15 protein-coding genes are annotated in these 20,459 nt (G+C 66.0%); 5 read left to right on the top strand and 10 right to left on the bottom strand.

Annotation, left to right across the window (positions count from 1 at the left end; genetic code table 11):
* The 3 genes from AC1ROX_RS16570 to AC1ROX_RS16560 form a co-directional block, all read right to left on the bottom strand.
* A partial coding sequence (locus AC1ROX_RS16570) for a hypothetical protein (protein ID WP_493127033.1) occupies window positions 1-1,580 on the bottom strand: 1,580 nt, incomplete at its 3' end.
* 480 nt (window positions 1,581-2,060) lie between these two features.
* Window positions 2,061-3,644 (bottom strand): phosphoglycerate dehydrogenase, encoded by a 1,584-nt coding sequence (gene serA, locus AC1ROX_RS16565; protein ID WP_493127032.1) that lies wholly within the window; start codon window positions 3,642-3,644, stop codon window positions 2,061-2,063.
* A 100-nt stretch (window positions 3,645-3,744) separates the two neighbouring features.
* Complete coding sequence (locus AC1ROX_RS16560; RefSeq protein ID WP_493127031.1) at window positions 3,745-4,908, bottom strand: phosphoserine transaminase; 1,164 nt, start codon at window positions 4,906-4,908, stop codon at window positions 3,745-3,747.
* A gap of 118 nt (window positions 4,909-5,026) precedes the next feature.
* Here AC1ROX_RS16560 and AC1ROX_RS16555 point away from each other — a divergent pair, with 118 nt between their 5' ends.
* The gene (locus AC1ROX_RS16555) at window positions 5,027-6,238 is read left to right on the top strand and encodes an SGNH/GDSL hydrolase family protein (RefSeq protein ID WP_493127030.1); all 1,212 of its coding nucleotides are present in this window, start codon (window positions 5,027-5,029) and stop codon (window positions 6,236-6,238) included.
* On the opposite strand, the gene AC1ROX_RS16550 is transcribed toward AC1ROX_RS16555, so the two are convergent.
* The 4 genes from AC1ROX_RS16550 to AC1ROX_RS16535 are packed head-to-tail and all read right to left on the bottom strand — an operon-like array spanning window position 6,239 to window position 9,879.
* Window positions 6,239-7,891: a hypothetical protein gene (locus AC1ROX_RS16550; protein ID WP_493127029.1), complete on the bottom strand. Its 1,653-nt coding sequence runs from the start codon at window positions 7,889-7,891 to the stop codon at window positions 6,239-6,241. It abuts the gene before it with no gap.
* Window positions 7,891-8,160, bottom strand: a complete 270-nt coding sequence (locus tag AC1ROX_RS16545; RefSeq protein WP_493127028.1) for a cupin domain-containing protein — start codon at window positions 8,158-8,160, stop codon at window positions 7,891-7,893. The genes AC1ROX_RS16550 and AC1ROX_RS16545 overlap by 1 nt, the downstream gene beginning before the upstream one ends.
* A 10-nt stretch (window positions 8,161-8,170) precedes the next feature.
* Window positions 8,171-8,914, bottom strand: coding sequence for a class I SAM-dependent methyltransferase (locus AC1ROX_RS16540; protein ID WP_493127027.1), 744 nt, complete (start codon window positions 8,912-8,914; stop codon window positions 8,171-8,173).
* Window positions 8,911-9,879 (bottom strand): glycosyltransferase family 2 protein, encoded by a 969-nt coding sequence (locus tag AC1ROX_RS16535; RefSeq protein ID WP_493127026.1) that lies wholly within the window; start codon window positions 9,877-9,879, stop codon window positions 8,911-8,913. Before AC1ROX_RS16535 ends, AC1ROX_RS16540 begins: the two co-directional genes overlap by 4 nt.
* 101 nt (window positions 9,880-9,980) lie before the next feature.
* Here AC1ROX_RS16535 and AC1ROX_RS16530 point away from each other — a divergent pair, with 101 nt between their 5' ends.
* The 3 genes from AC1ROX_RS16530 to AC1ROX_RS16520 all read left to right on the top strand — a co-directional run bounded on the left by AC1ROX_RS16530 (window position 9,981) and on the right by AC1ROX_RS16520 (window position 12,819).
* Complete coding sequence (locus tag AC1ROX_RS16530) at window positions 9,981-11,144, top strand: ATP phosphoribosyltransferase regulatory subunit (RefSeq protein WP_493127025.1); 1,164 nt, start codon at window positions 9,981-9,983, stop codon at window positions 11,142-11,144.
* 119 nt (window positions 11,145-11,263) lie between these two features.
* Window positions 11,264-12,556 carry an adenylosuccinate synthase gene (locus AC1ROX_RS16525; protein ID WP_493127024.1) on the top strand — a complete coding sequence of 431 codons (1,293 nt, stop codon included), beginning with the start codon at window positions 11,264-11,266 and terminating at the stop codon, window positions 12,554-12,556.
* Between the two features lie 2 nt (window positions 12,557-12,558).
* The gene (locus AC1ROX_RS16520) at window positions 12,559-12,819 is read left to right on the top strand and encodes a hypothetical protein (RefSeq protein WP_493127023.1); all 261 of its coding nucleotides are present in this window, start codon (window positions 12,559-12,561) and stop codon (window positions 12,817-12,819) included.
* A gap of 21 nt (window positions 12,820-12,840) precedes the next feature.
* On the opposite strand, the gene AC1ROX_RS16515 is transcribed toward AC1ROX_RS16520, so the two are convergent.
* A complete protein-coding gene (locus AC1ROX_RS16515) occupies window positions 12,841-16,782 on the bottom strand; it encodes an autotransporter outer membrane beta-barrel domain-containing protein (RefSeq protein WP_493127022.1) in 3,942 nt (1,313 codons plus the stop codon).
* A gap of 159 nt (window positions 16,783-16,941) precedes the next feature.
* On the opposite strand from AC1ROX_RS16515, the gene AC1ROX_RS16510 reads away from it, so the two are divergent.
* Complete coding sequence (locus AC1ROX_RS16510; protein ID WP_493127021.1) at window positions 16,942-17,841, top strand: hypothetical protein; 900 nt, start codon at window positions 16,942-16,944, stop codon at window positions 17,839-17,841.
* Between the two features lie 27 nt (window positions 17,842-17,868).
* On the opposite strand, the gene AC1ROX_RS16505 is transcribed toward AC1ROX_RS16510, so the two are convergent.
* Together AC1ROX_RS16505 and AC1ROX_RS16500 are read right to left on the bottom strand one after the other, a co-directional pair.
* Window positions 17,869-19,479: an ABC transporter substrate-binding protein gene (locus AC1ROX_RS16505; protein WP_493127020.1), complete on the bottom strand. Its 1,611-nt coding sequence runs from the start codon at window positions 19,477-19,479 to the stop codon at window positions 17,869-17,871.
* Between the two features lie 41 nt (window positions 19,480-19,520).
* Window positions 19,521-20,381 carry a phosphotransferase gene (locus AC1ROX_RS16500; protein ID WP_493127019.1) on the bottom strand — a complete coding sequence of 287 codons (861 nt, stop codon included), beginning with the start codon at window positions 20,379-20,381 and terminating at the stop codon, window positions 19,521-19,523.
* Window positions 20,382-20,459 lie beyond the last annotated feature (78 nt).

The raw sequence follows: 20,459 nt of genomic DNA, 5'->3' as shown, positions 1-20,459 counted from the left end.
GCCTGATATCGGGCCACTGTAAGCGACAGCACATTGTCCGTGGCGTCGATCCGGTCGATGCCCGCAGCCGCGAGGGCCGCAAAGCGGCCCACCGACATGGCACCGATCGTCGCACCCGTGTCGGCAAGCGTCACCGTGTCCGCTGCCGTCAGCACCACCTTTCCCAGCGCCTGATACTGCGCCGCCGTCAGCGTGAGCACATCAGCCGTGGCATCGATCCGGTCGATCCCCTTGCCCGCCAGCGCAGCGATGTCGGCCGCCGTCAGCGCAGCCAGCGCGACACCCGTATCGGCCAACGTCACCGTGTCCGCTGCCGTCAGCGCCACCGTCCCCAGCGCCTGGTACCGGGCCACCGAAAGGGACAACACATTGTCCGTGGCGTCGATCCGGTCGATGCCCGCAGCCGCGAGGGCCGCAAAGCGGCCCACCGACATGGCACCGATCGTCGCACCCGTGTCGGCAAGCGTCACCGTGTCCGCTGCCGTCAGCGCCACCGTTCCCAGCGCCTGATACTGCGCCGCCGTCAGAATCAGGCTGTCGTTCGTGGCGTCCATCCTGTCGATGCGCTTGCCCGCCAGACCGGCGATTTGGGCCGGCGTGAGCGCCTGCAGGTTGGTGGCGCTGTCGGCCAAGACGACGACGTCAGAGGCCGTCAATCCGACCGAGCCAAGCTGGAGGTACTGCGCGACGCTCAGCTCGAGCAGGTTGTCCGTGGCGTCGAGCATGTCGACGCCGCGCCCCGCCAACTCTCCGATCTGGGCTGGCGTATAGAGCTTCAGATGCGCGCCTGTATCGGCAATTGTCACCGTCAGACCGCCGGCGACCGACCAGAACTGGTTGTGCTGCGCCACGGTCATCCTGACGCTGCCCTCTCCCATCAAGGTGAGATACTCGACCCCGGACAGCGTCGGGAAACGAGTCGTGAAATCGACGTTTCCATCCACTCCGACGTGAAGCGTGTCGGTTCCGTCCGACAGGTCGAAAGAAGTGACCTGACCAAACTGCTCATCGGTGACATTGAGAGTATCGGCGTCATTTCCGCCAAATATCTGCAACAACTCGACATTGGACAGGTTGAACCATGCTCCTGTCGTGTAGTCCGAAATGACCATATTGCCCCAGAAGGTCAGCTTCACCGTGTCGGTGGCACCGCCGCCATCGAACATTTTGAAGGCAGCGAATTGGGGCAAGGTAAGCGTGATCGTGTCGCTTGAGTTCGTGCCCACAAACGCTTCAACTTCCCAGATCGATGAACTGCTGAGGTCGGCCACTGCCCCGTAGAGTCCGAGCGTGTCGTAACCAGCTCCACCGTAGATGCCATAACCGGCTGCTGCGCCGGCAACGTAAAGAAAGTCGCCATCGTCGCCGCCGGCCAGGTTTTTTACGCCACCACCCTCTGCAATCAAGGTATCGCTGCCGGCACCGCCGTCGGCTACGCTCATGCCGCTACCGTTGATGTGCAGCGTATCGTCACCACCGTAACCCATGAGCTGATCGTCCCCGCCATTGCCGATCGCGGTATCGTTGAATTCGGTGCCAATGAACGTGTCGTCCGCCGAAGTGCCGGTAAAGTTTGCCATTTCCCGAGTACCCCCAAGTACAGTCGCCACACACCAAAGCAGGCCGCGAGGCGGCCGCTAGTCTTCAAGCGTCGGGATTTAAGGTAGCGCTGTGCGGTCGGCAGTTTCCTGCCGCAAACGGATGAGACGCTCACCCCGCGCTCATCACATTCCCCAAGTACGCGACGCCGAGCCCCCAACTTCCCATTCACAGTCCGGGCGTCAGTAAAGGGATAAAACGATTACTTGTAAATTGCCAACTGCACTCAACTGGCAATAAGTTTCCCTTGATCTGTCACATCCCGTACACAACCCGACGTTATGCGAGTCGATGTACCGGCTGCAACCCATGGGGATGCGCGCAACTGTTGACAAGCCGGAGAGGCCTCAACCGAAGAGAATAATTCACGATGCGCGCAAATCAAGGCGGGTGCTGAATAGCGGTACCCGCGGCGAAAGCCCCTCCCGGGGGCTTTCGCGATATCGAAACGATGATGAAGTCTAGAAGCCCAATGCCTTCGCCTGGACGACGCCCTCGATGCCGCCGATCTTGCCCATCAGCTCGGGCGAAATCGGCTGGTCGACCTGGACCAGCGCGATGGCCGATCCGCCCGGCTTGTCGCGGCCGAGATGGAAGGTGGCGATATTGACCTTGCCCTCGCCCATCAGGGTGCCCAGGCGGCCGATGAAGCCCGGCTTGTCGTCGTTGGTGATGTAGAGCATGTGCGGCGCGAACTCGGCGTCGATCTCGATGCCCTTGATCTCGACGATGCGCGGATGCTTGCCGCCGAACAGCGTGCCCGTGACCGAGCGCGTGTACTTCTCCGTCGTGACCGAGAGGCGGATCATCGAATTGTAGTCGGTCTCGCGCTCGTGCTTGACCTCGGCCACCTCAATGCCGCGCTCGCGGGCGATCACCGGCGCGTTGACCATGTTCACCGTGTCGAGCTGCGGGCGCAGCACGCCCATCAACGCCACCTGGGTGAGCGGCTTGACGTTGAGCTTCGCCACCTGGCCCTCGTACTCGATCGAGACGGCCTTGATGTCGGTGTCGGTGAGCTGGCCCGCGAACGAGCCCAGCTTCTCGGCGAGGTCGAGGAACGGCGCCAGCTTGGGTGCATCCTCGGCCGAGACGTTCGGCATGTTGAGCGAGTTGGTGACGGCGCCGGTCAGCAGGTAGTCGGCCATCTGCTCGGCGACCTGCAGCGCCACGTTCTCCTGCGCTTCCACCGTCGAGGCGCCGAGATGCGGCGTGCAGACGAGGTTGGGCGCGCCGAACAGCACGTTCGCCTTGGCCGGCTCCTCGACGAACACGTCGAAGCCCGCGCCCGCGATGTGGCCCGAGACCAGCAGGTCGCGCACCGCCAGCTCGTCGACCAGGCCGCCGCGCGCGCAGTTGACGATGCGCACGCCCTTCTTGGTCTTCATCAGGTTGGCGCGCGACAGGATGTTCTTCGTCTGCTCGGTGAGCGGCGTGTGCACCGTGATGAAGTCGGCGCGGGCCAGCACCTGCTCCAGGGTCGCCTTCTCGACGCCCAGCTCGGTGGCGCGCTGGTCGCTCAGGAACGGATCGTAGGCCACGACGCGCATCTTGAGGCCGATGGCGCGCTCGGCGACGATCGAGCCGATATTGCCGCATCCGATCAGGCCCAGCGTCTTGAAGCTGAGCTCGGTGCCCATGAACTTGTTCTTTTCCCACTTGCCGGCCTGGGTGCTGGTATTGGCCTCCGGTACCTGGCGGGCGACGGCGAACATCAGCGCGATGGCATGCTCGGCGGTGGTGATGGCGTTGCCGAACGGCGTGTTCATGACGACGACGCCGTGCGAGGTCGCGGCCTTGATGTCGACATTGTCGACGCCGATGCCGGCGCGGCCCACGACCTTCAGCTTCCTGGCCTCGGCCAGGACTTCGGCGGTGACCTTGGTGGCCGAGCGGATCGCCAGGCCTTCGTAGTTGCCGATGATGGCGCGCAGCTCGGCGGGCTTCAGGCCCGGCTTGAAATCGACGTCGCAGCCGCGCTCCGAGAAGATCTCGACGGAACGCGGGGACAGCTCATCGGAAATGAGAACCTTGGGCTTTGCCATGGGATGACTCCAAATTCTTTGCTGGGTGCGCGCCACTCCAGTGGCGCGTCATGCGATGCAGCAGCAGGAAGATCGCGTCACTGGAGTGACGCGTCCCCAGCTACGAGAAATCGCGCTCGATCTCGGCGTAGGCCCAATCGAGCCACGGCAGCAGCGCTTCGAGATCGGCCTTCTCGACCGTCGCGCCGCACCAGATGCGCAGGCCCGGCGGGGCGTCGCGGTACGAGCCGACGTCGTAGCCCGCCTTCTCGGTCTCGAGCAGGTCGCCCATCTTCTTGGCCGCCGCGGCCTGCTTGTCGGCCGGCAGCGCCGTGAACCAGGGCGCCTTGATCACGAGGCAGACCGAGGTGTTGGAGCGGATCGCCTTGTCGGTCGCCAGGAAGGCGGCCCACGACCGGGACTCGACGAACGTCTCGAGCACGCCGAGATTGCCCTCGGAGCGGGCCATCAGGCCCTTGAGCCCGCCGACGCCCTCGCCCCACTTCAGGCCGTCGATCGCGTCCTCGATGCAGAGCAGCGACGGCGTGTTGATCGTGTCGCCCTTGAAGATGGCCTCGGAGAATTTGCCGCCCGAGGTCAGGCGGAAGATCTTCGGCATCGGCCAGGAAGGCGTGTAGCTTTCGAGCCGCTGGATGGCGCGCGGCGACAGCACGAGCATGCCGTGTGCGCCCTCACCGCCCATGACCTTTTGCCAGGACCAGGTGACGACATCGAGCTTGGCCCACGGCAGGTCCATCGCGAACACGGCCGAGGTCGCATCGCAGATCGCAAGGCCTTCGCGGTCGTCGGCGATCCAGTCGCCGTTGGGAACCTTCACGCCGGAGGTCGTGCCGTTCCAGGTGAAGACGACGTCGTGCGTCCAGTCGACCGAATTGAGATCGGCGATCTGGCCGTAGGGCGCCTTGAGCGTGCGGGTGTCCTTGAGCTTGAGCTGCTTCACCACGTCGGTGACCCAGCCTTCGCCGAAACTTTCCCAGGTCAGCATGTCGACCGGGCGGGCGCCCAGCAGCGACCACAGTGCCATCTCGACCGCGCCGGTATCGGACGCGGGAACGATGGCGATGCGATGGTCGGCGGGAATGCCGAGGATCGCGCGCGTACGATCGACCGCTTCGACAATCTTCTTCTTGCCGAGCTTCGAACGATGGGACCGCCCGACGGCGGCATCTTTGAGAACTTCCGGTGTCCAGCCCGGACGCTTGGCGCAGGGACCCGAAGAAAAGTCGGGACGCGCAGGACGCATTGACGGCTTCGTCATTGTCATTCTCCCTTACAGAAGAAATGCACTCCGGTGGGGGAGCGTGGCCCGCGGCCGATATACGGATATCGAAGGGTGTCGTCAATGCGTGGTCTTGGGGAGAAGAACGCAATAAATGAGACTTATGGAGAGATTTTCTCGCGCGTTCGTCGCAACCCTGGCCACGCTCGTCATGTCGGTAATCGTCGCGGAGCTGGTTGCACGCTGGGTGTTCGGCCTGCAGCCGCTGCATTATCGCTGGCCGTACCAGCCACTGTTCGTCACCGGCGACTACCAGTACCTCGTGCCCAACGACCGCCTGCCCTTCGCACCGGGCGGTCCCGATTCGCTGGGCTACCGCGAGCGCGGCTTCGGCTTCTACACCTCGCCCGAGGTGGCGCCTGCCTCCTCCACACCGCTGTCCGATTTCCTGTTCAGCCATGACCGCGCGCGCTACTCCGCCGCCGAGGTCGATCGCATCGCCTGCGACGAACCCGATGCGATCCTGATCTATGTGCTGGGCGGCTCGGTGGCGCAGGGTTTCTCGGCGACCGGCAAGGCCACGACCTGGCACGCTTTGCTCGAGAAGCGGTTGCGCGAGACGCTCGGTCGCCAGGACGTCTATGTCTTCAACGCCGCGATGGGCGGTTTCGTGTCGCTGCAGGAGCGGCTCGCCTTCCATCTCGCGGTGGTGCCGCGCAACGCCACCCTCGCCCTCGTGCTCGACGGCTACAACGACGTCACCATTCCCGCCAACTCGGGCGTGCGGCCGGGCGATCCGTTCCAGCTCGGCCTGCGCTTCAGCCAGTTCTACGGCGACGGCTTCTTCTGGTGGCTGTCGACCCACAGCGCGATCCTGCACACGATGATGCAGAACCAGCTCGAAGCCGAGGTGCTGGCCTTCCGCCGCCAACTCGACCAGGACGATGCGGTGTTCACGCGCCACGCCCAGTCGATCGCCGGGCTCTATACCGAGAACATGAACGAGGTGCTGACCTCATGCGCCGGCCGCAAGCTCGCCTGCTTCGTGGCGCTCCAGCCCGGCCGCGCGATGAGCGCCGCCAACTCCGGCATCGCCCGCGACGACATACTGAGCCAGAAGCGCATGGTGGCGCTGTACGACACGCTCAAGGCTGCTGTCGCAACAAGTCCGCAGCGCGAGCGCTTCGTCGACCTCACGCACCTCTTCGACGGCGCCGACAAGCTCGCGCTCTACAAGGACAGCGTCCATCCGGGCGATGCCGGCCAGGCACTCCTGGGAGAAGCGCTGCTCGCCCCGACCCTGGCGGCTCTCGCCAATGCCACGCAGGTCAAGCCGGCGCCGCAGCGCTGCGAGCGTCTGCGCCAGGCAAGGTAGTCAGCGGCGGCGCAGCTCGTAATAGGTTCCGGCGATCGGATCCTTGAAGGCTTCGGTCGCACGGAAATCGTCGTGCAGCATCCGGTAGATCGCATCGGTGCGGCCCGCGGCGGCAACGGTGCCGAGATAGGCCGCCAACACGTCGGATGGCCATGACCACATGTCGGAGACGATGACGCGATAGCCGCGGTCGAGCGCCAGGTCGATGTCGCGCTTCAGCGACGCCGCGTGTTCGGCGGCCGTCCAGCCGGGATGGCGAATCGCACCGGCATTGACGGCAATCCATTTGAACTTCGGATCGGCGGAGGGCGCCGGTGGGATCGCGACCTTGTTGTCCCAATCCCAGGTGCGGCTCCACAACGCGTACTTCCACGTCGTGATCGGCTCGTAGCCGAAATAGAGGAAGACGCTGGAGTCCGGCGGGAAGCGCTTCTCCAGCTCAGCCATCGCCGTGAGCCAGCGCGTGTCGTCGCCGCGCCACTTGGCGAGCGCCGGGACGTTCCAGGCGAAGGGCGCAAACGACAGGACCGCAAGCGCGATGGCCGCGACGCGCCGCGCCGGCAGCGCCGCCGCGAGCAGCAGCGCCCAGGCCACCGTGAGCCACGGCATGACGTTGAGCTGCATCTGCGGATCCTGCGGCTGGGAATAGAAGTTCAGGACCTGCCCGGCTCCCAGCGTGCCGAGGAAGACAATCACGACGGCGCGCAGGCGCGGCTCGTGTCGGCGCGGCCACAGGACGCTCGCGCTCGCGATGAAGATCGCGACCTGCACGAGCACGGAAAGCGACAGTGGAAGCATGGCTTCGCGCGCCGATCGCGGGTCGACGAAGCCGCCGACCAGCAGCAGGTAGTTGCCGACGCCGGACAGCATCATCCAGGCCTTGTCCCAGGTGACGCCGGCCCAGCCGGTGGCCACGCCCTTGCCCGTCCACAGGATGTCATGCAGGCCGATGGCCCCGTTATGGCCCTCCCACAGGAGCTGGACGATGCCCGACGTGGCGAGGACCGAAGCCACCAGCACAAGCACGTGGCCGAGACGCTGCCGCACCGGCTCCGGCGCGACCAGCAGCGCCAGCACGAGCGCCGGCAAGGTCGGGAACATCAGGCGCCATTCGATCAGCCAACCCAGGGTAAACAGCACGCCGACAATGGCGACGCGCTTCCAGGTCGGCCTGTCGAACCACAGTCCGGCCAGCGCCATCGAGGCGAGGACGAACACGTAGCCCGGCATGATGTCTTCGCTGATGACCGACAGGAGCAGGACGAAGCCGCATCCGAGATGGAACACCGAGGCCAGCGTCGCAACGGCAGCCCTGCCCGTCAGGCGATGGACGAAGGCATAGATGACGACCGTGCCGAGACTCGCCCAGAAGGCATTGAGATAGGCGAACTGTTTCCAGGGCACGCCGCGCAGGATGCCGAGCGCATCGAGTAGCTGGGCGCTGACGCCATAGAGCGGGAAGAACAGGTAATTCGACGGATCGAGGCGCGCGGTCGATGGATCGGCGATCCAGGGCTCGGCCTGGATGCTCTTGTACATCCCGTTATTGCTGATGATGTGGACATTCTGCAGCCAGCCGATCAGGCCGCACAGCACTGTCAGCGATAATGCGAACGCCAGCAGGAGCTGCCAGGCTGGCGTCGTCCTCGTCACTAGTGCTTGCGGCCGACCAGGGTCACGGCGCCTTCGGGACCGAACGTCTCGGTGTGCGGGCAACCGCGCGCCATGGTGAAGACCTCGCCGGGGCTGAAGGTCTGCGTCTTGCCGTCCCAGGCGAGCGTGATTGCGCCGTCGATCACCATCGCCTTCACATCGTAGGGATGGCTGTGCTCGGTGTTGTGCTTGGGACCGGCGGTCGTGCCGGTGAGGATCTCGTCGTAGCCGTCACGTTTCAGCTCGGTCTCGAAAACCTGGCGATCCATCCATCCCTCCTCAGGCCGCTTTACGGGCCGTGACCGCATACTGCGCGCCCATCGGCAGCCACGCCAGCAGGGGATCGATACCGCGGAGGAAAGCCAGGCCGGGCGGCATGAACATCAGGTACTCGGTGTCCAGATCGTAGCGCGCTGCATCGAGCAGGCCGTGCCGGACCTCGCCCGCGTCGAGCAGGATGGCGTTGCGGTCGATCGGGGTGCGGGCGATGACGTAGCGCACCAGCGGATTGCGCGGATTGTGCTCGAAGACATAGAGCCGGCCACCGGGCTTCAGCACGCGGCCGAGTTCGGCATAGACCGAAGGCCGGTCCGCAATCGGCACGTGATGCAACACCGCGCTGATCAGGGCGATGTCGAAGCTTGCGTCGGGAAAAGGCGTGCTTGCACCCTGCTGTGGCGCCAGCGCCGGCGGCGCGCCCAGCTCGCGCGGCCAGCGCTTCTCGACCTGGCGCAGCATGCCGGTCGAGATGTCACAGCCGGTGAACGATCCCTTGGCACCGAGCCCGATCAGGACGCGCATCAGGCTGCCGACGCCGCAGCCATAGTCGAGTACGGAAAGCCCACCAGTCCGCAGCGCCGGCTCGTGGCGCAGCAGCCAGCGCGCCTTCACGGCGATGAACTGGTCGGGCGAACTGCCCATCAGGCGCTTGATGGGATTGTCGAGGCCGCCCTGGTATTCCGCCGCATAGTCGTCGAACTCCGCCGGCTCGCCCGACCAGGATGGCGGATCGGGCGTGCTCACTTCGGACCCTCGATCTGCCCGCCCATCTGGCCACCCACGATATCGCGGATCATGAACAGCGGCCGTCCCTTGCTCTGATCGTAGAGCCGGCCGAGATAGGAGCCGATGACTCCCAGCATCAGGAACTGCATGCCGCCCAGCAGGCCGACCGCGGCCATCAGCGAGGTCCAGCCCGGCAGCGTGTGGCCGTTCCACCAGCCGACGATCGAGTAGATGAAGAAGCCGAAGCCCAGGGCCGCCATGATCCAGCCGATGGTCATCGAGGCCATCAGCGGCACGACCGAGAACGAGGTGATGGCGTCGACGGCGAAGCGGACCATCTTGGCGATCGGATACTTGCTCTCGCCGGCAACGCGCGCGTGGCGGTCATAGACCAGCGGCACCTGGCGGCCGCCGATCCACGCCACCATGCCGCGAATGAAACGGTGACGTTCCGGCATCGCCAGCAACAGATCCAGCACGCGCCGCGTCACGAGGCGGAAGTCGCCGGCATCCGGCGGGATCTGCACATCGGTCAGGCGGCCGATCAGGCGATAGAAGGCGGCCGCGGTGGCGCGCTTGAACAGGCTCTCGCCGTTGCGCTGGCGGCGCTGGCCGTAGACCACGTCGGCGCCTTCGTCGATCAGCTTCATCATGTCGGTCAGCAGCTCGGGCGGATCCTGCAGGTCGGCGTCGATGATCAGGATGCGCTCGCCCCGGCACACCGAAAGCCCGGCGGTGAGGGCAAGCTGATGGCCATGGTTGCGCATCAGGCGCACGGCGACGATCCGCGGATCGCGGCCTGCGGCGTCAGCCAATACATCCCAGGTGCGATCGCGCGATCCGTCGTCGACCAGCACGATTTCGCCGGTGCCGCCGATCCCGTCGAGAACCGCGCAGACCCGGCGCAGGAACTCGGGCAGGACATCCTGTTCATTATAACAGGGCGCCACAACGGAGACGGCCGGACGGGGGGCGGGATTCATTCGAGGAGCAATAACCCATGCGCGATGGGAAAACGAGCCGCGCCTCCCCCGCCTTCCTCCTGTCTCCCCAATGTCAGCACAATGGGCTATCAAGCGGCACCATGAATTCCAACGACAACGACCATCGCGGCCTGCTCCCGGCAGGACTGGCCGATCTGCTGCCTCCCGACGCGGCGCGCGAAGCGCGCGCCATCGACGTCGCCATCGAACGCTTCGCCGCCTTCGGCTACGAGCGGGTGAAGCCGCCGCTGGTCGAATTCGAGGAGTCGCTGCTAGGCGGACCGGGCGCCGCCCTCGCGCCGCAGACCTTCCGCCTCATGGATCCGGTCTCGCAGCGCATGATGGGCGTCCGCCCCGACATGACGGTCCAGGTCGCGCGCATCGCCGTGACGCGCCTGAAGCACGAGCCCCGCCCGCTGCGCCTCTCCTACGGCGGCAACGTGATCCGTGTCCGCGGCAGCGCGCTGAAGCCCGAGCGCCAGTTCGCACAGGTCGGCACCGAGCTGATCGGCGTCGACAGCGCCGAGGCCGATGCCGAAGCGGTGCTGCTGGCGGTCGATGCGCTGCGCGCGATCGGCGTGTCGGACCTGACGGTGGACCTCAACCTGCCCACGCTCGTCGCCGCCGTCGCGGGCGGCGTGGACCAGCCCGAGGAGGCGATGAGCCGCCTGCGCCGGGCGCTCGATCGCAAGGACGAGGGCGGCGTCGCCAAGGCCGGCGTCGACAGGAAGGCAGTCGATCTTTTCGTCGGCCTCCTGCGGGCCGCCGGCCCTGCCGACAAGGGCCTCGCGGAGCTCGGCAAGCTCAAGTTGCCGGAGGCCGCTGCGGCCGAAGCCGCCCGCCTCGCCGAGGTCGTGAAACTTGTCGCCGCGGCCGAGGACGGCCTGCCGCTCACCATCGACCCCGTCGAATATCGCGGGCTGGAATACCAGACCGGCGTCTCCTTCTCGGTGTTCGCGCTCAAGGGCCGCGAGGAATTGGCACGCGGCGGGCGCTATTCCGCAGGCTATCCCGAGGACGGCGTCAGCGAATCGGCGACCGGTTTCACGGTCTACATGGACGCGGTTCTGGCCGCCTCCGAGCCACCGGCCGAGCGACCGCGTCTCTACGTCGAGATGGGCACGCGCTGGGACGATGCCGCGATCTGGCAGGCCAAGGGCTATGCCGTCGTGCGCGCTGTCGTCGCGGCGCCCGAGCCGCGGACCGAGGCCAAGCGCCTGCGTTGCAGCCATGCCCTGATCGACGGCCAGGCCGTGCCGCTCTGAGGATGCATTTCGCCTCGCTCCGGGCGGGGGGAAGTGCTATCCGACATCACGCCTCTCCGGAACCGGCCCCGGGGAGGCGTTTTCGTGTGTGAAGGGAACCGGCCGAAGGAAAACAGGCAATGGCCAACGTGGCAGTGATCGGCGCCCAGTGGGGCGACGAAGGCAAAGGCAAGATCGTCGACTGGCTGAGCGAACGCGCCGAGGTCGTGGTGCGTTTCCAGGGCGGTCACAATGCCGGCCATACGCTGGTCATCGGCAACCAGACCTACAAGCTGGCGCTGCTGCCGTCGGGCGTGGTGCGCGAGGGGAAGCTCTCGATCATCGGCAACGGCGTTGTGATCGACCCCTGGCATTTCCTCGAGGAAGTGAAGAAGGTCACCGAGCAGGGCCTGTCGGTGACGCCGAAGAGCCTCAAGATCGCCAACCATGCCGTGCTGATCCTGCCGCTGCATCGCGACCTCGACGGCTGGCGCGAGGATGCGCCTGGCGTCATCCGCGTCGGCACGACGCGGCGCGGCATCGGTCCCGCCTATGAGGACAAGGTCGGCCGCCGTGCCATCCGCGTCGGCGATCTCGCCGAGCCGGACATGCTGCCGCTCAAGGTCAACACGCTGCTGGCACACCACAATGCGCTGCGCACGGGGCTGGGCCAGCCCCTCATCGATGCGGCCAAGCTGACGGCCGAGTTGCTCGAGCTGGCGCCGAAGATCCTGCCCTTCGCGGAAGACGTCTGGGAACGGCTCGACGCCTTGCGCGCCGCCGGCAAGCGCATCCTGTTCGAAGGCGCGCAGGCCACCATGCTCGACATCGACCACGGCACCTACCCCTACGTCACCTCGTCCAACACGGTGGCGGCGCAGGCGATGATCGGCAGCGGCATGGGCAACGGCGCGGTCGGCTACGTACTGGGCATCGCCAAGGCCTACACCACGCGCGTCGGCGACGGCCCCTTCCCCACCGAACTGACCGATGCGATCGGCCAGGGCCTGGGCGATCGCGGCAAGGAGTTCGGCACCAACACCGGCCGCCGCCGCCGCTGCGGCTGGTTCGACGCGGTAATGGTGCGCCAAGCGGTGAAGCTGAACGGCATCGACGGCATCGCGCTGACCAAGCTCGACGTGCTCGACGGCGAGAAGGTCATCAAGGTCTGCGTCGGTTACGAGCTCGACGGCAAGCGCATCGAGCGCTTCCCCTTCACCATGGGCGCGCAGGCCAAGCTGAAGCCGATCTGGGAAGAGTTCGAAGGCTGGAGCGAGAGCACCCAGGGCGCCCGTTCCTTCGCCGAGCTGCCGGCCACCTGCATCAAGTACGTGCGCCGCGTCGAGGAGCTGGTCGGCTGCCCGGTGGCGCTGCTCAGCACCAGCCCGCAGCGCGAGGACACGATCCTGATGACCGATCCGTTCCGCGACTGATCGTGGAGTACGTCAACGAACTGCTCACACGGGCCAATCTCGGCACATGGGACAGCTGGAGCATGCAGTATCGCGTGCTCGCGGTGGTCATCGGGCTGATCATCGCCTACTGGGCGCTGCAGATCATCCTGCCGGTCATGCTGCGCGTGCTGCGGCCGTTCATCTTCCTGGCGGTCATCCTGGTCGCGGTCTGGGCCCTCTTCCCGGCCGAGGTCTGCTCGCTCGAGATGCTGTCCAAGATCCCGAAGCTCTGCGCGCGTTGAAGTCTTCGCCGGGCGCTTGTCCTACCACATCATCCTGAAGCCACCGGTAAGGGAGTTGGTGGAGGAGCCCGTGGAGAACTCGCCGGCGTAGCGGAGGTAGAGCTGGGTTCCGTCGGCAACGGCGGTCGAGACGCCGAAGCCGAGCGTGACGCCGTCGCGCTGCGGGGCAGCGCCATAGACCGTGAAGTTCTGTCTCGGCGCGCCGGCGAAGGCCGCCGTCGTCGGCCGCGCCGTGTCGGCATACTCGTGCGCCCAGCCCAGCCGGAACAGCAGCGCGAGCTTCTCCGCCCAGCCCACATCGATGTCGCCCGCAAGCTCCGCACCCAGCACCGTGCGCACCGACGACGTCGTCTGCTGTGCCACGGTGAGGTTGAGCGACTGTGCCCCGTTCTCGCTGAATCCCGCCTGGTTGATGCTGGTGGCCTGCAGGCGCGCGAAGGGCGTGAGGGAAGCGTTGGCCCGATCGTAGAGGCCGATCCGGTAGCCCGCCTCGGCCTGGCCCAGGAACTGGTTGGCGCCGGTGCGGCCCTGCGCCGCGCGCGCCGCCAGGTTGGGCAGCACGATCTGCCGCGTCATCTGGTTGTCGTTGTAGCCATAGCCCGCCAGTGCATCGAGGTAGAACGCGCCCGGCGTGAACGAGGCGAACAGGCTCGCCTGGTAGCTGTTGGTCGTGCCTTGCCCGCTGAACCCGCCCAGCCACTGGGTGCCGCTGGCGAAGCCGACGCCGCCGCCCAACAGCAGCGTGGGATCGAGGCGGTAGTCGAGGCCCGTGGCAAAGCCGCCGGCATTGTAGGTCAGGGTGCCGGCATTGGCGTCGCCGGCCACCGTGGCGAGGCCGCCCATGGCGGTGCCCCACAGGCTCCACGGACTCTTGCGCTCGCTGTCGCAGGCCTCAATGGCGAACGGGTCGCAGCCCTCGGCCAGCGCCATCCGGCTGACCTCGCCACGCCCGGTGCGCACTGCGGACAGCTGCTGGGCGAGCGCGCTCATGAACATCACGCCGCCGCCGACATTGGCGGTGCCGAATCCCGAGTAGTTCTGGCCGCTGATGGCGTTCATCGCCGCCTGGCCCTGGGCCAGCGTGTACGTCGCCATGGTGCCGACGACGGTGGCGAGATCGCCGCTCGACCCGGCGACGCTCCGGTCGAGCGCGCGGCCCACCGCCGACTGGTTGGCCGTGGCGCCGCCGGCGCCGAAGCCGCCCGGCCTCAGCGTCAGGTAGACGTTGTTGGCGTCGTAGCTCAGCGACGGCTGCAGGAAGGGATAGAGGCTGGCTGCACCGGCATAGGCGCCGGTGACACCGCCGGTGGCATTGAGGATGGTGTAGGTGGTGCTGGGCGCATAGACGCCGGTCGCGCCGGTCACGACCACCGTGCCGCCGGCGAGGTTGGCGGTGCCCGCTACACCGGTGACATTGATACTGTCAGCCTGACCCGCGCTGTTGGTCTCCACCTGGTAGCTGCTGCCGGCTGCCTGGGTGTAGGAGCCGTTCACCGTCAGCGAGCCGATCGAGTTGCCCGGCGCGGTGGCGCCGAGGACATTCACGCTGCCGAAGATGGTGCCGATGCCACCGAGGTTGCCGGCGGGGCCGACCGTCACGTCGCTGGTGATCGAACCGTTGACCGAAAGGCGGCCGCCCGCGACGTTGGTCGGGCCCGTGTAGGTGTTGATGCCGGTGAGCATCAGCAGGCCCGGACCCTGCATGGTCAGGCCGCCCGTGCCGGTGATGGTTCCAGCGAAGGCCGTACTGTCCTGCCCCGCCACGGTAAGGTCGGCGCTGCCCAGCGAGATCGTGCCACCCACGCCCGCCAGCCCGTTCACGGTGGCGTTGTTGCCGTTGAAGTCCATCGTCCCGCCGTTGACGACCAGCGCACCGCTCGAGGGCAGCGCCGCTCCCGGGGCCAATTGCAACGTGCCGGCGTTCACCACCGTGCCGCCGGTGTAGCTGTTGACGCCCGACAGGGCGAGAAGGCCCAAGCCGTTCTTGGTCAGCCCGCCTGTTCCTGTCACCGGCGCACCCAGCGTCATATCGAAGCCGTTGGTGTCGAAGGTGCCGCCGCTCGAATCCAGCCTGACGTTGCGCGCCGTCGTGAGATTGGCCATCGCCGTCAGCGTGCCGCCATCCAGCGTCAGCCCGCCCGAGGCATTGCCGAGGGCACTGTCGGCCTGGATCACCAGCGTGGCGCCGCTGTTGACGATCGTGCCGCCCGAATAGCTGTTGGCGCCCAACAGGAAGAGCATGCCACCGGTAAGCTCGATCTTGCCGCCGGCGACATCGTAGGCGCCGCCGCTGTCGGCAATGGTGCCGGCGTAGGTGCCGGAGGCATTGGTGATCGTGAGCTTTCCCGCACCGAGGAATATCTGGCCGCTGCCGAGGAGGTTCTGGACCGAGACGGTGTTCCACGCCCGCGAGATGTCGAATATGCCGTTGTTCGTCACGCCGCTGGACATCGCGATGCTGGCCGGGCCGGCGATGTTGAGCTGCCCTCCCGGATCGATGGTCGTCGCGCCGGTATAGGTATTGTTGGCGCTGAGCTGGACCAAACCGCCCTGTCCGACCTGCACGCCACCCGCTCCGGAGATCACGCCGGCAAGACCCAGCGGCACATTGTACCCGCTGACGATCAGGCTTCCCCCCGCCGTCGTCGCCAGCTTGGTGTCGGTGACGAAGAACGGCGTGTAGCCGATCACATTGTCGCTCAGGTCGTACATCACGGAGTTCTGCAGGAAGAACCAGATGCCACTGCGATTGCAGGTGTTGGGAGCGGTACAGGTTGGATCGGCCGGATAGAAGCCCGAGTGGTAGGTCGCCGTCGGGACCGAGGTCGGCGGATTGGCCAAGACAGCGGTCGTGGGAAGCAGTCCCGGCACCGACGTACCTCCGGGCGTCACGCCGATAGCCGACACCGTAACGTCGTTATTGACGTTTGTGCCATCGCTGGTGATCGCGGGGTTATTAAGCGCCAGTGACAACAAAGGCGAAGCGCCACTGTCCAGCAGCGTCGGGGCCGTCGAACTCACGGTCTGCCCGTCCTGCGTGAGCGAGACCGTGAAGGTGGCACCGAATGCGGTCGCCCCCTTGTTGCCCTTGTCGCCACCATAAGGGTTGTAAAAGCCGTGCGAATTCGTCTGCAACGGCACCACGCCGACCTGGCTGGTCGAGCTCAGTGGGCCGACGGGCGCGAACTGGCCGATCACTTCCGGCGTCAGGCCGACCGTGACGCAAGGACTGCACGCTATGGATTGGGATTGGCCGCCAATCGTGACGGTGGTGCCGTTCGGCTGAGGCGTAAGGAAGGTCGTCGCTCCGGGATTGAGCCAGGCGTTGGCGGCCACGACGTAGCCTTGGGTGGCGCCCGACACGATGGTCTGGCCGAGCACGCCGCCAGGCGCCGGGATTCCGGCGGGGCCCCCGGCCGAACTCCAACTGACGAAGTTGCCCGCGCCGAAGACACCGTAGTAGTTCTTGCCGTTGAAGTTGTCGGGCAGATTGGGGTTCGCGCTGCCGGCAGTGACGCTGGTGACCGCGTTCACCATGTAGCCGGGATCCGCCGAGAGGGTCGTGACGGCACTTCCAGTCTGATTGTAGAAAGTCAGCGACTGCGCCTGGAGCAGGTTGCCGGTGACGCTGCCGAGATTTCCGTTGGGACCGTAGGCATACGTGATGTTGTTGCCGTTGGGACCGAAGGGCGAGTTCGGCACGTTTGTCAGATAGTTCGCATTGAATATGGCGGACCCGGTATCGAACAGATAACGCTGCGACGCGCCGCCGTTGATGCCGATGTTGATGCCAAGCTGGTACGGGCCGTTGGGAGCGACCAGGCTCAAGGGAATGCTGACGGGCGACGGCGCCTGGGCATGGGCTTCGACTGCCATGCCGCAGCCGAGCGCAAGCCCCACCAAGGCCATCGAGACCCGCCCGGAATTCCCCGAACCAGCCAATGTCGCCGGCACGAAAACCATTCGCATCCTCCCTCCCCTTGAGCGGACGCTATATTCGAAAGATCAGACAGGACAACTCGGCAACTCACCAAATTGGGTCAGGCCGCGAAGACCGGTCTGCTTGCCCGCCAGCGTGCCGTTCACTTAATATTGCGAATTCCTACTGATCGGTGACGCCGCGTGACGCAGATATCGAAACGACGGACGGTTGCCGGAGCAGACCGCTCGCCTGCGACGACCGACGCGGTCCATCCGGACGCCCATCCGATCGGACGAATCTCAGCGGAATTCTTCCTGCGTTGCTTCGAGGTCTTCGGGTTGCTGCACGGTGACATCGCGAGCGGCATGATCATCGTGGCGCTGTGGCACGACGCTCTTACCAACGAGGGCGAGCCGATAGGTATCCGTGAGCTCTCACGCCGGATTGATCTCCCCTTCGAGACAGTGCGCCGCAACGTGCACAAGCTCGTGCGCAGCGGCGTCTGCGTCGCCAGCGACGACGGAATCACCCTGGCCCCGCCGGTACGGCGGAGTTCGCGCTCGACCGCGATGCTGCGCAAGATCCATGTCGAAGCCGTGCGACTGCTCGACGGATTCAGGCGGCTCAAGGTCGGAAACTACAGGCCGCCGCGATCGCCGCAGCCGGCCTCTCGGCGCCTGGACAGGGAGCAGACCGCCATCGTCGTGGCGTCGCTCAATGTGCTGCTCGCTGCCATGAAAGTCCTGCGCGTCTTCTTCGACGGCGACATCGTCTGCGGGCTGGTGTTCACGGCGATCCGGGCCGCCAACGTCAAGCACGTCACGAATGCCGGACCGTCGCCACAGTCCGACGTGCTGCCGGATTCCGACCGGCGCCCCGTCAGCATGATGGCGATCTCGAACTCCATGGACCTGCCCTACGAGACCGTCAGGCGGCACGCCGGCAAGCTGGTGAGGCAAGGCAAGTGCATACGTGTCGGCCGTGGAGGACTGATGGCGCCGGCAAGTGCATTCCGAAAAATGAACGTCGAGGCGAATGCGGTCCGTCAGCTCGCGCTCGGTTTCCTGGCCGAGTTGCGGGCCGCAGGCGTGAAGCTCTGATGCTTCTGCCACCCGCGGCCCGGAAGACTACTTCAGGCTGACCGTCGTCAAGTCGACGAACCATGACTGGGCCGGCTGGAAGCCCTGCACGTTCTTGCTGAAGGCGCGCGGGTTAAGGTCGTGGACGATGTAGAGCCAGGGCGGGTTGTCGACCAGCCGCTCGTGCGCCGCCTTGAAGTTCTCCAGGATGACCGCGTCGTCCGTCGCCTCGGCCAGCGTGGTGAGTGCCGCCTCGAACTTGTCGTCCTTCCATTGCTGGAAGTTCGAACCGGTCGGCGAGGAGTTGGCCGCCGCGAAGTAGCGGTACATCATGCCGACGTCGCTCGACGGCGAGCTGACGTTCAGCGCCATGGCGCCGTTCAGCGCCGGGCTGTCGGGCACCGCGCGGCCAGCGTTCAGCAACACCTGCCACTCGACGGCATCGACCTGGATGTCGACGCCGCAGGCCTGCTTCAGGTTCTCCTGCAGCGCCTCGTTCATCGGCAGCGGCAGCATCTGGCCCGAGCCCGAGGTCGAGATCATCACCTTGAAGGAGAGCGGCTTCTGCGGCGTGAAGCCCGCCTCGGCCAGCAGCTTCTTGCCCTTCACCGGATCGAACGTGTAACGGTTCTCGGGCTTGCCGAACGCGGCATCGGTCGGCTTCAGCCAACCGACCGAAGGCTCGGCGGTGCCGTTCAGCATCGACACGATGGCGTTGCGGTCGATGCAGTAGTTCAGCGCCTGGCGCACGCGGACGTCGGCCAGCGGGCTGTTCTTGGCGGCCATGTTGTAGAACCACGGCCAGACATGCGGATAGGAGTTGGTCGAGATCACGTAGCCCGCCTGCTTCAGCGACGGGATGCCGTCCGGCGGCGGCACCTCGATCCAGTCGACGCGGCCGGCGCGCAGCGCGGCGAGGCGCGTATTGGCCTCCGGGATCGGCATCAGCAGGATTGAATCGACCTTGGCCTTGTGGGTCGGATCCCAATACTCGTCATTGCGGCCGAGCGTCACCGACTGGCGCGGCACGACCTTGGTGATCTTGAAGGGACCGGTGCCGGCCGCGCCGGCAGCGCCCACCTTGCCCCAGTCCTTGCCGAGCTTCTCCCACTGCGTCGGCGACGAAGTGAGGATGTAGGGAACCATCCACGGGAAGTAGGACGCGACCTGCGTCGTGGTGAGCGACAGGGTGTGGTCGTCGATCTTCTTCCACGAGGCGAGGATCGGCACGCGCGAGCGCATGATGCCGGTGGCGGCGGCCTCGAACTGGGCGCTGTCCTTGTTGAAGATGCGCTCGAGGTTCCAGATCACCGCGTCGGCGTTGAAATCGGTGCCGTCATGGAATTTGACGCCCTTCCGGAGATTGAAGATCCAGGTCTTCTTGTCGTCCGGCGCCTGCTTCCAGCTCTCGGCCAAGCCCGGCCGCAAGGTGGCGAGCTGGTCCGACTTCGAGAGGTCGAACAGGATCAGGCCTTCGAAGATCGGGAAACCGAGGAAACGCATGCCCTCGAAGCCGTTGTTAGGCATGCCCGTGGTCGTCGGGATGTCCGACGCCGTCATGGCGATGCGGAGCGTCTTCTCCTGGGCCTGCGCTGCCGACAGAGGCAGCAAGGATGCGGCGGCCAATGCCACAGCGAGACGGAATCGGCGAAGGCTCATGCATATGCTCCTGAAGACTGCTCCCCAGGGGCGATATGCAATCAGTGGGCCATCAGTTCCACGAAGCGGTTGAGATAATCCCGGGCATGCGCCTTGTAGTCGGCGCCGGGGATCCGCAGGTGGGCGTCCGAGACCATGGCCCACATGGCCTCGCGCAAGGCGCTGGCCGCCTTCATCGCCCGGAAGGAGCACCACAGTTCGTCCGAGACCCTGCCCTCGAAATAGGCATCTAGAAGAGCCGAATCCTCGGCCTCGCCGAAAGCGCCGTTGGCCGAGAGATTGGCCAGATCGAACAGGGCCGTTCCAAACGCGCCATATTCCCAGTCGATCAGCCAGAGTCGCTTTCCGTCATCCATCACGTTGCCCGGCAGCAGGTCGTGATGACCGAACACGATGGGCATGGGCATCTGCGCCGATTCCAGCGCCCGGTTCGCCTCCAGGTAGCGCGGCACGTCCGCGGCGAACGGGCTACCTGCCGCTATGATCGTGCGCCCGTAGTCGCGGATCACATGGAACACCCAGAAGAAATTCGGCGGACCGGCGAGATGCTGGCCGACGGTGCGATGGCATTTCTGCAGCAGCGGCACGAGGCGCTGGACGTTGGCCCGCAGATCCGCCTCGGTGAAGGTCCGTCCTTCGACCAGGCGCATCACCAGGATACCGGGCTCGGTGTGGATCACTTCCGGCGAAAGGCCGGCGGCGTGCGCGGCGATCGAGGCGGCCCGTTCGCGATCGCGGAAGACGTGATGGACCGGAATGTCGTCACCGCAGCGCACGACGAATTTCTCACCGGCGTCTTCCACGACATAGGAAAGATTGGTCAGCCCACCGGTCAGCGGCGCCATCGTCACCGGCCCGCGCCAGCATGCCAGCGCCACGATCCTCTGCTCGAGGTCAGTCACGGACTTTTCGCATCGCGCGTGGTCTTCCAACCGTCATGCACTCGATCATTTCACGAGCCACGACGGCACGCTACCCTC

The sequence above is a fragment of the Reyranella sp. GW821-FHT14A01 genome (assembly GCF_058803965.1).
This window is presented reverse-complemented; position numbering and strand designations above follow the sequence as displayed.

What these genes read in the sequence shown, in the direction of transcription:
- AC1ROX_RS16505 (WP_493127020.1), bottom strand. Translation starts at nt 19,479, where the DNA reads ATGAGCCTTCGCCGATTCCGTCTCGCTGTGGCATTGGCCGCCGCATCC.
- AC1ROX_RS16515 (WP_493127022.1), bottom strand. Translation starts at nt 16,782, where the DNA reads ATGGTTTTCGTGCCGGCGACATTGGCTGGTTCGGGGAATTCCGGGCGG.
- AC1ROX_RS16530 (WP_493127025.1), top strand. Translation starts at nt 9,981, where the DNA reads ATGAATTCCAACGACAACGACCATCGCGGCCTGCTCCCGGCAGGACTG.
- AC1ROX_RS16525 (WP_493127024.1), top strand. Translation starts at nt 11,264, where the DNA reads ATGGCCAACGTGGCAGTGATCGGCGCCCAGTGGGGCGACGAAGGCAAA.
- AC1ROX_RS16555 (WP_493127030.1), top strand. Translation starts at nt 5,027, where the DNA reads ATGGAGAGATTTTCTCGCGCGTTCGTCGCAACCCTGGCCACGCTCGTC.
- AC1ROX_RS16560 (WP_493127031.1), bottom strand. Translation starts at nt 4,908, where the DNA reads ATGACAATGACGAAGCCGTCAATGCGTCCTGCGCGTCCCGACTTTTCT.
- AC1ROX_RS16535 (WP_493127026.1), bottom strand. Translation starts at nt 9,879, where the DNA reads ATGAATCCCGCCCCCCGTCCGGCCGTCTCCGTTGTGGCGCCCTGTTAT.
- serA (WP_493127032.1), bottom strand. Translation starts at nt 3,644, where the DNA reads ATGGCAAAGCCCAAGGTTCTCATTTCCGATGAGCTGTCCCCGCGTTCC.
- AC1ROX_RS16545 (WP_493127028.1), bottom strand. Translation starts at nt 8,160, where the DNA reads ATGGATCGCCAGGTTTTCGAGACCGAGCTGAAACGTGACGGCTACGAC.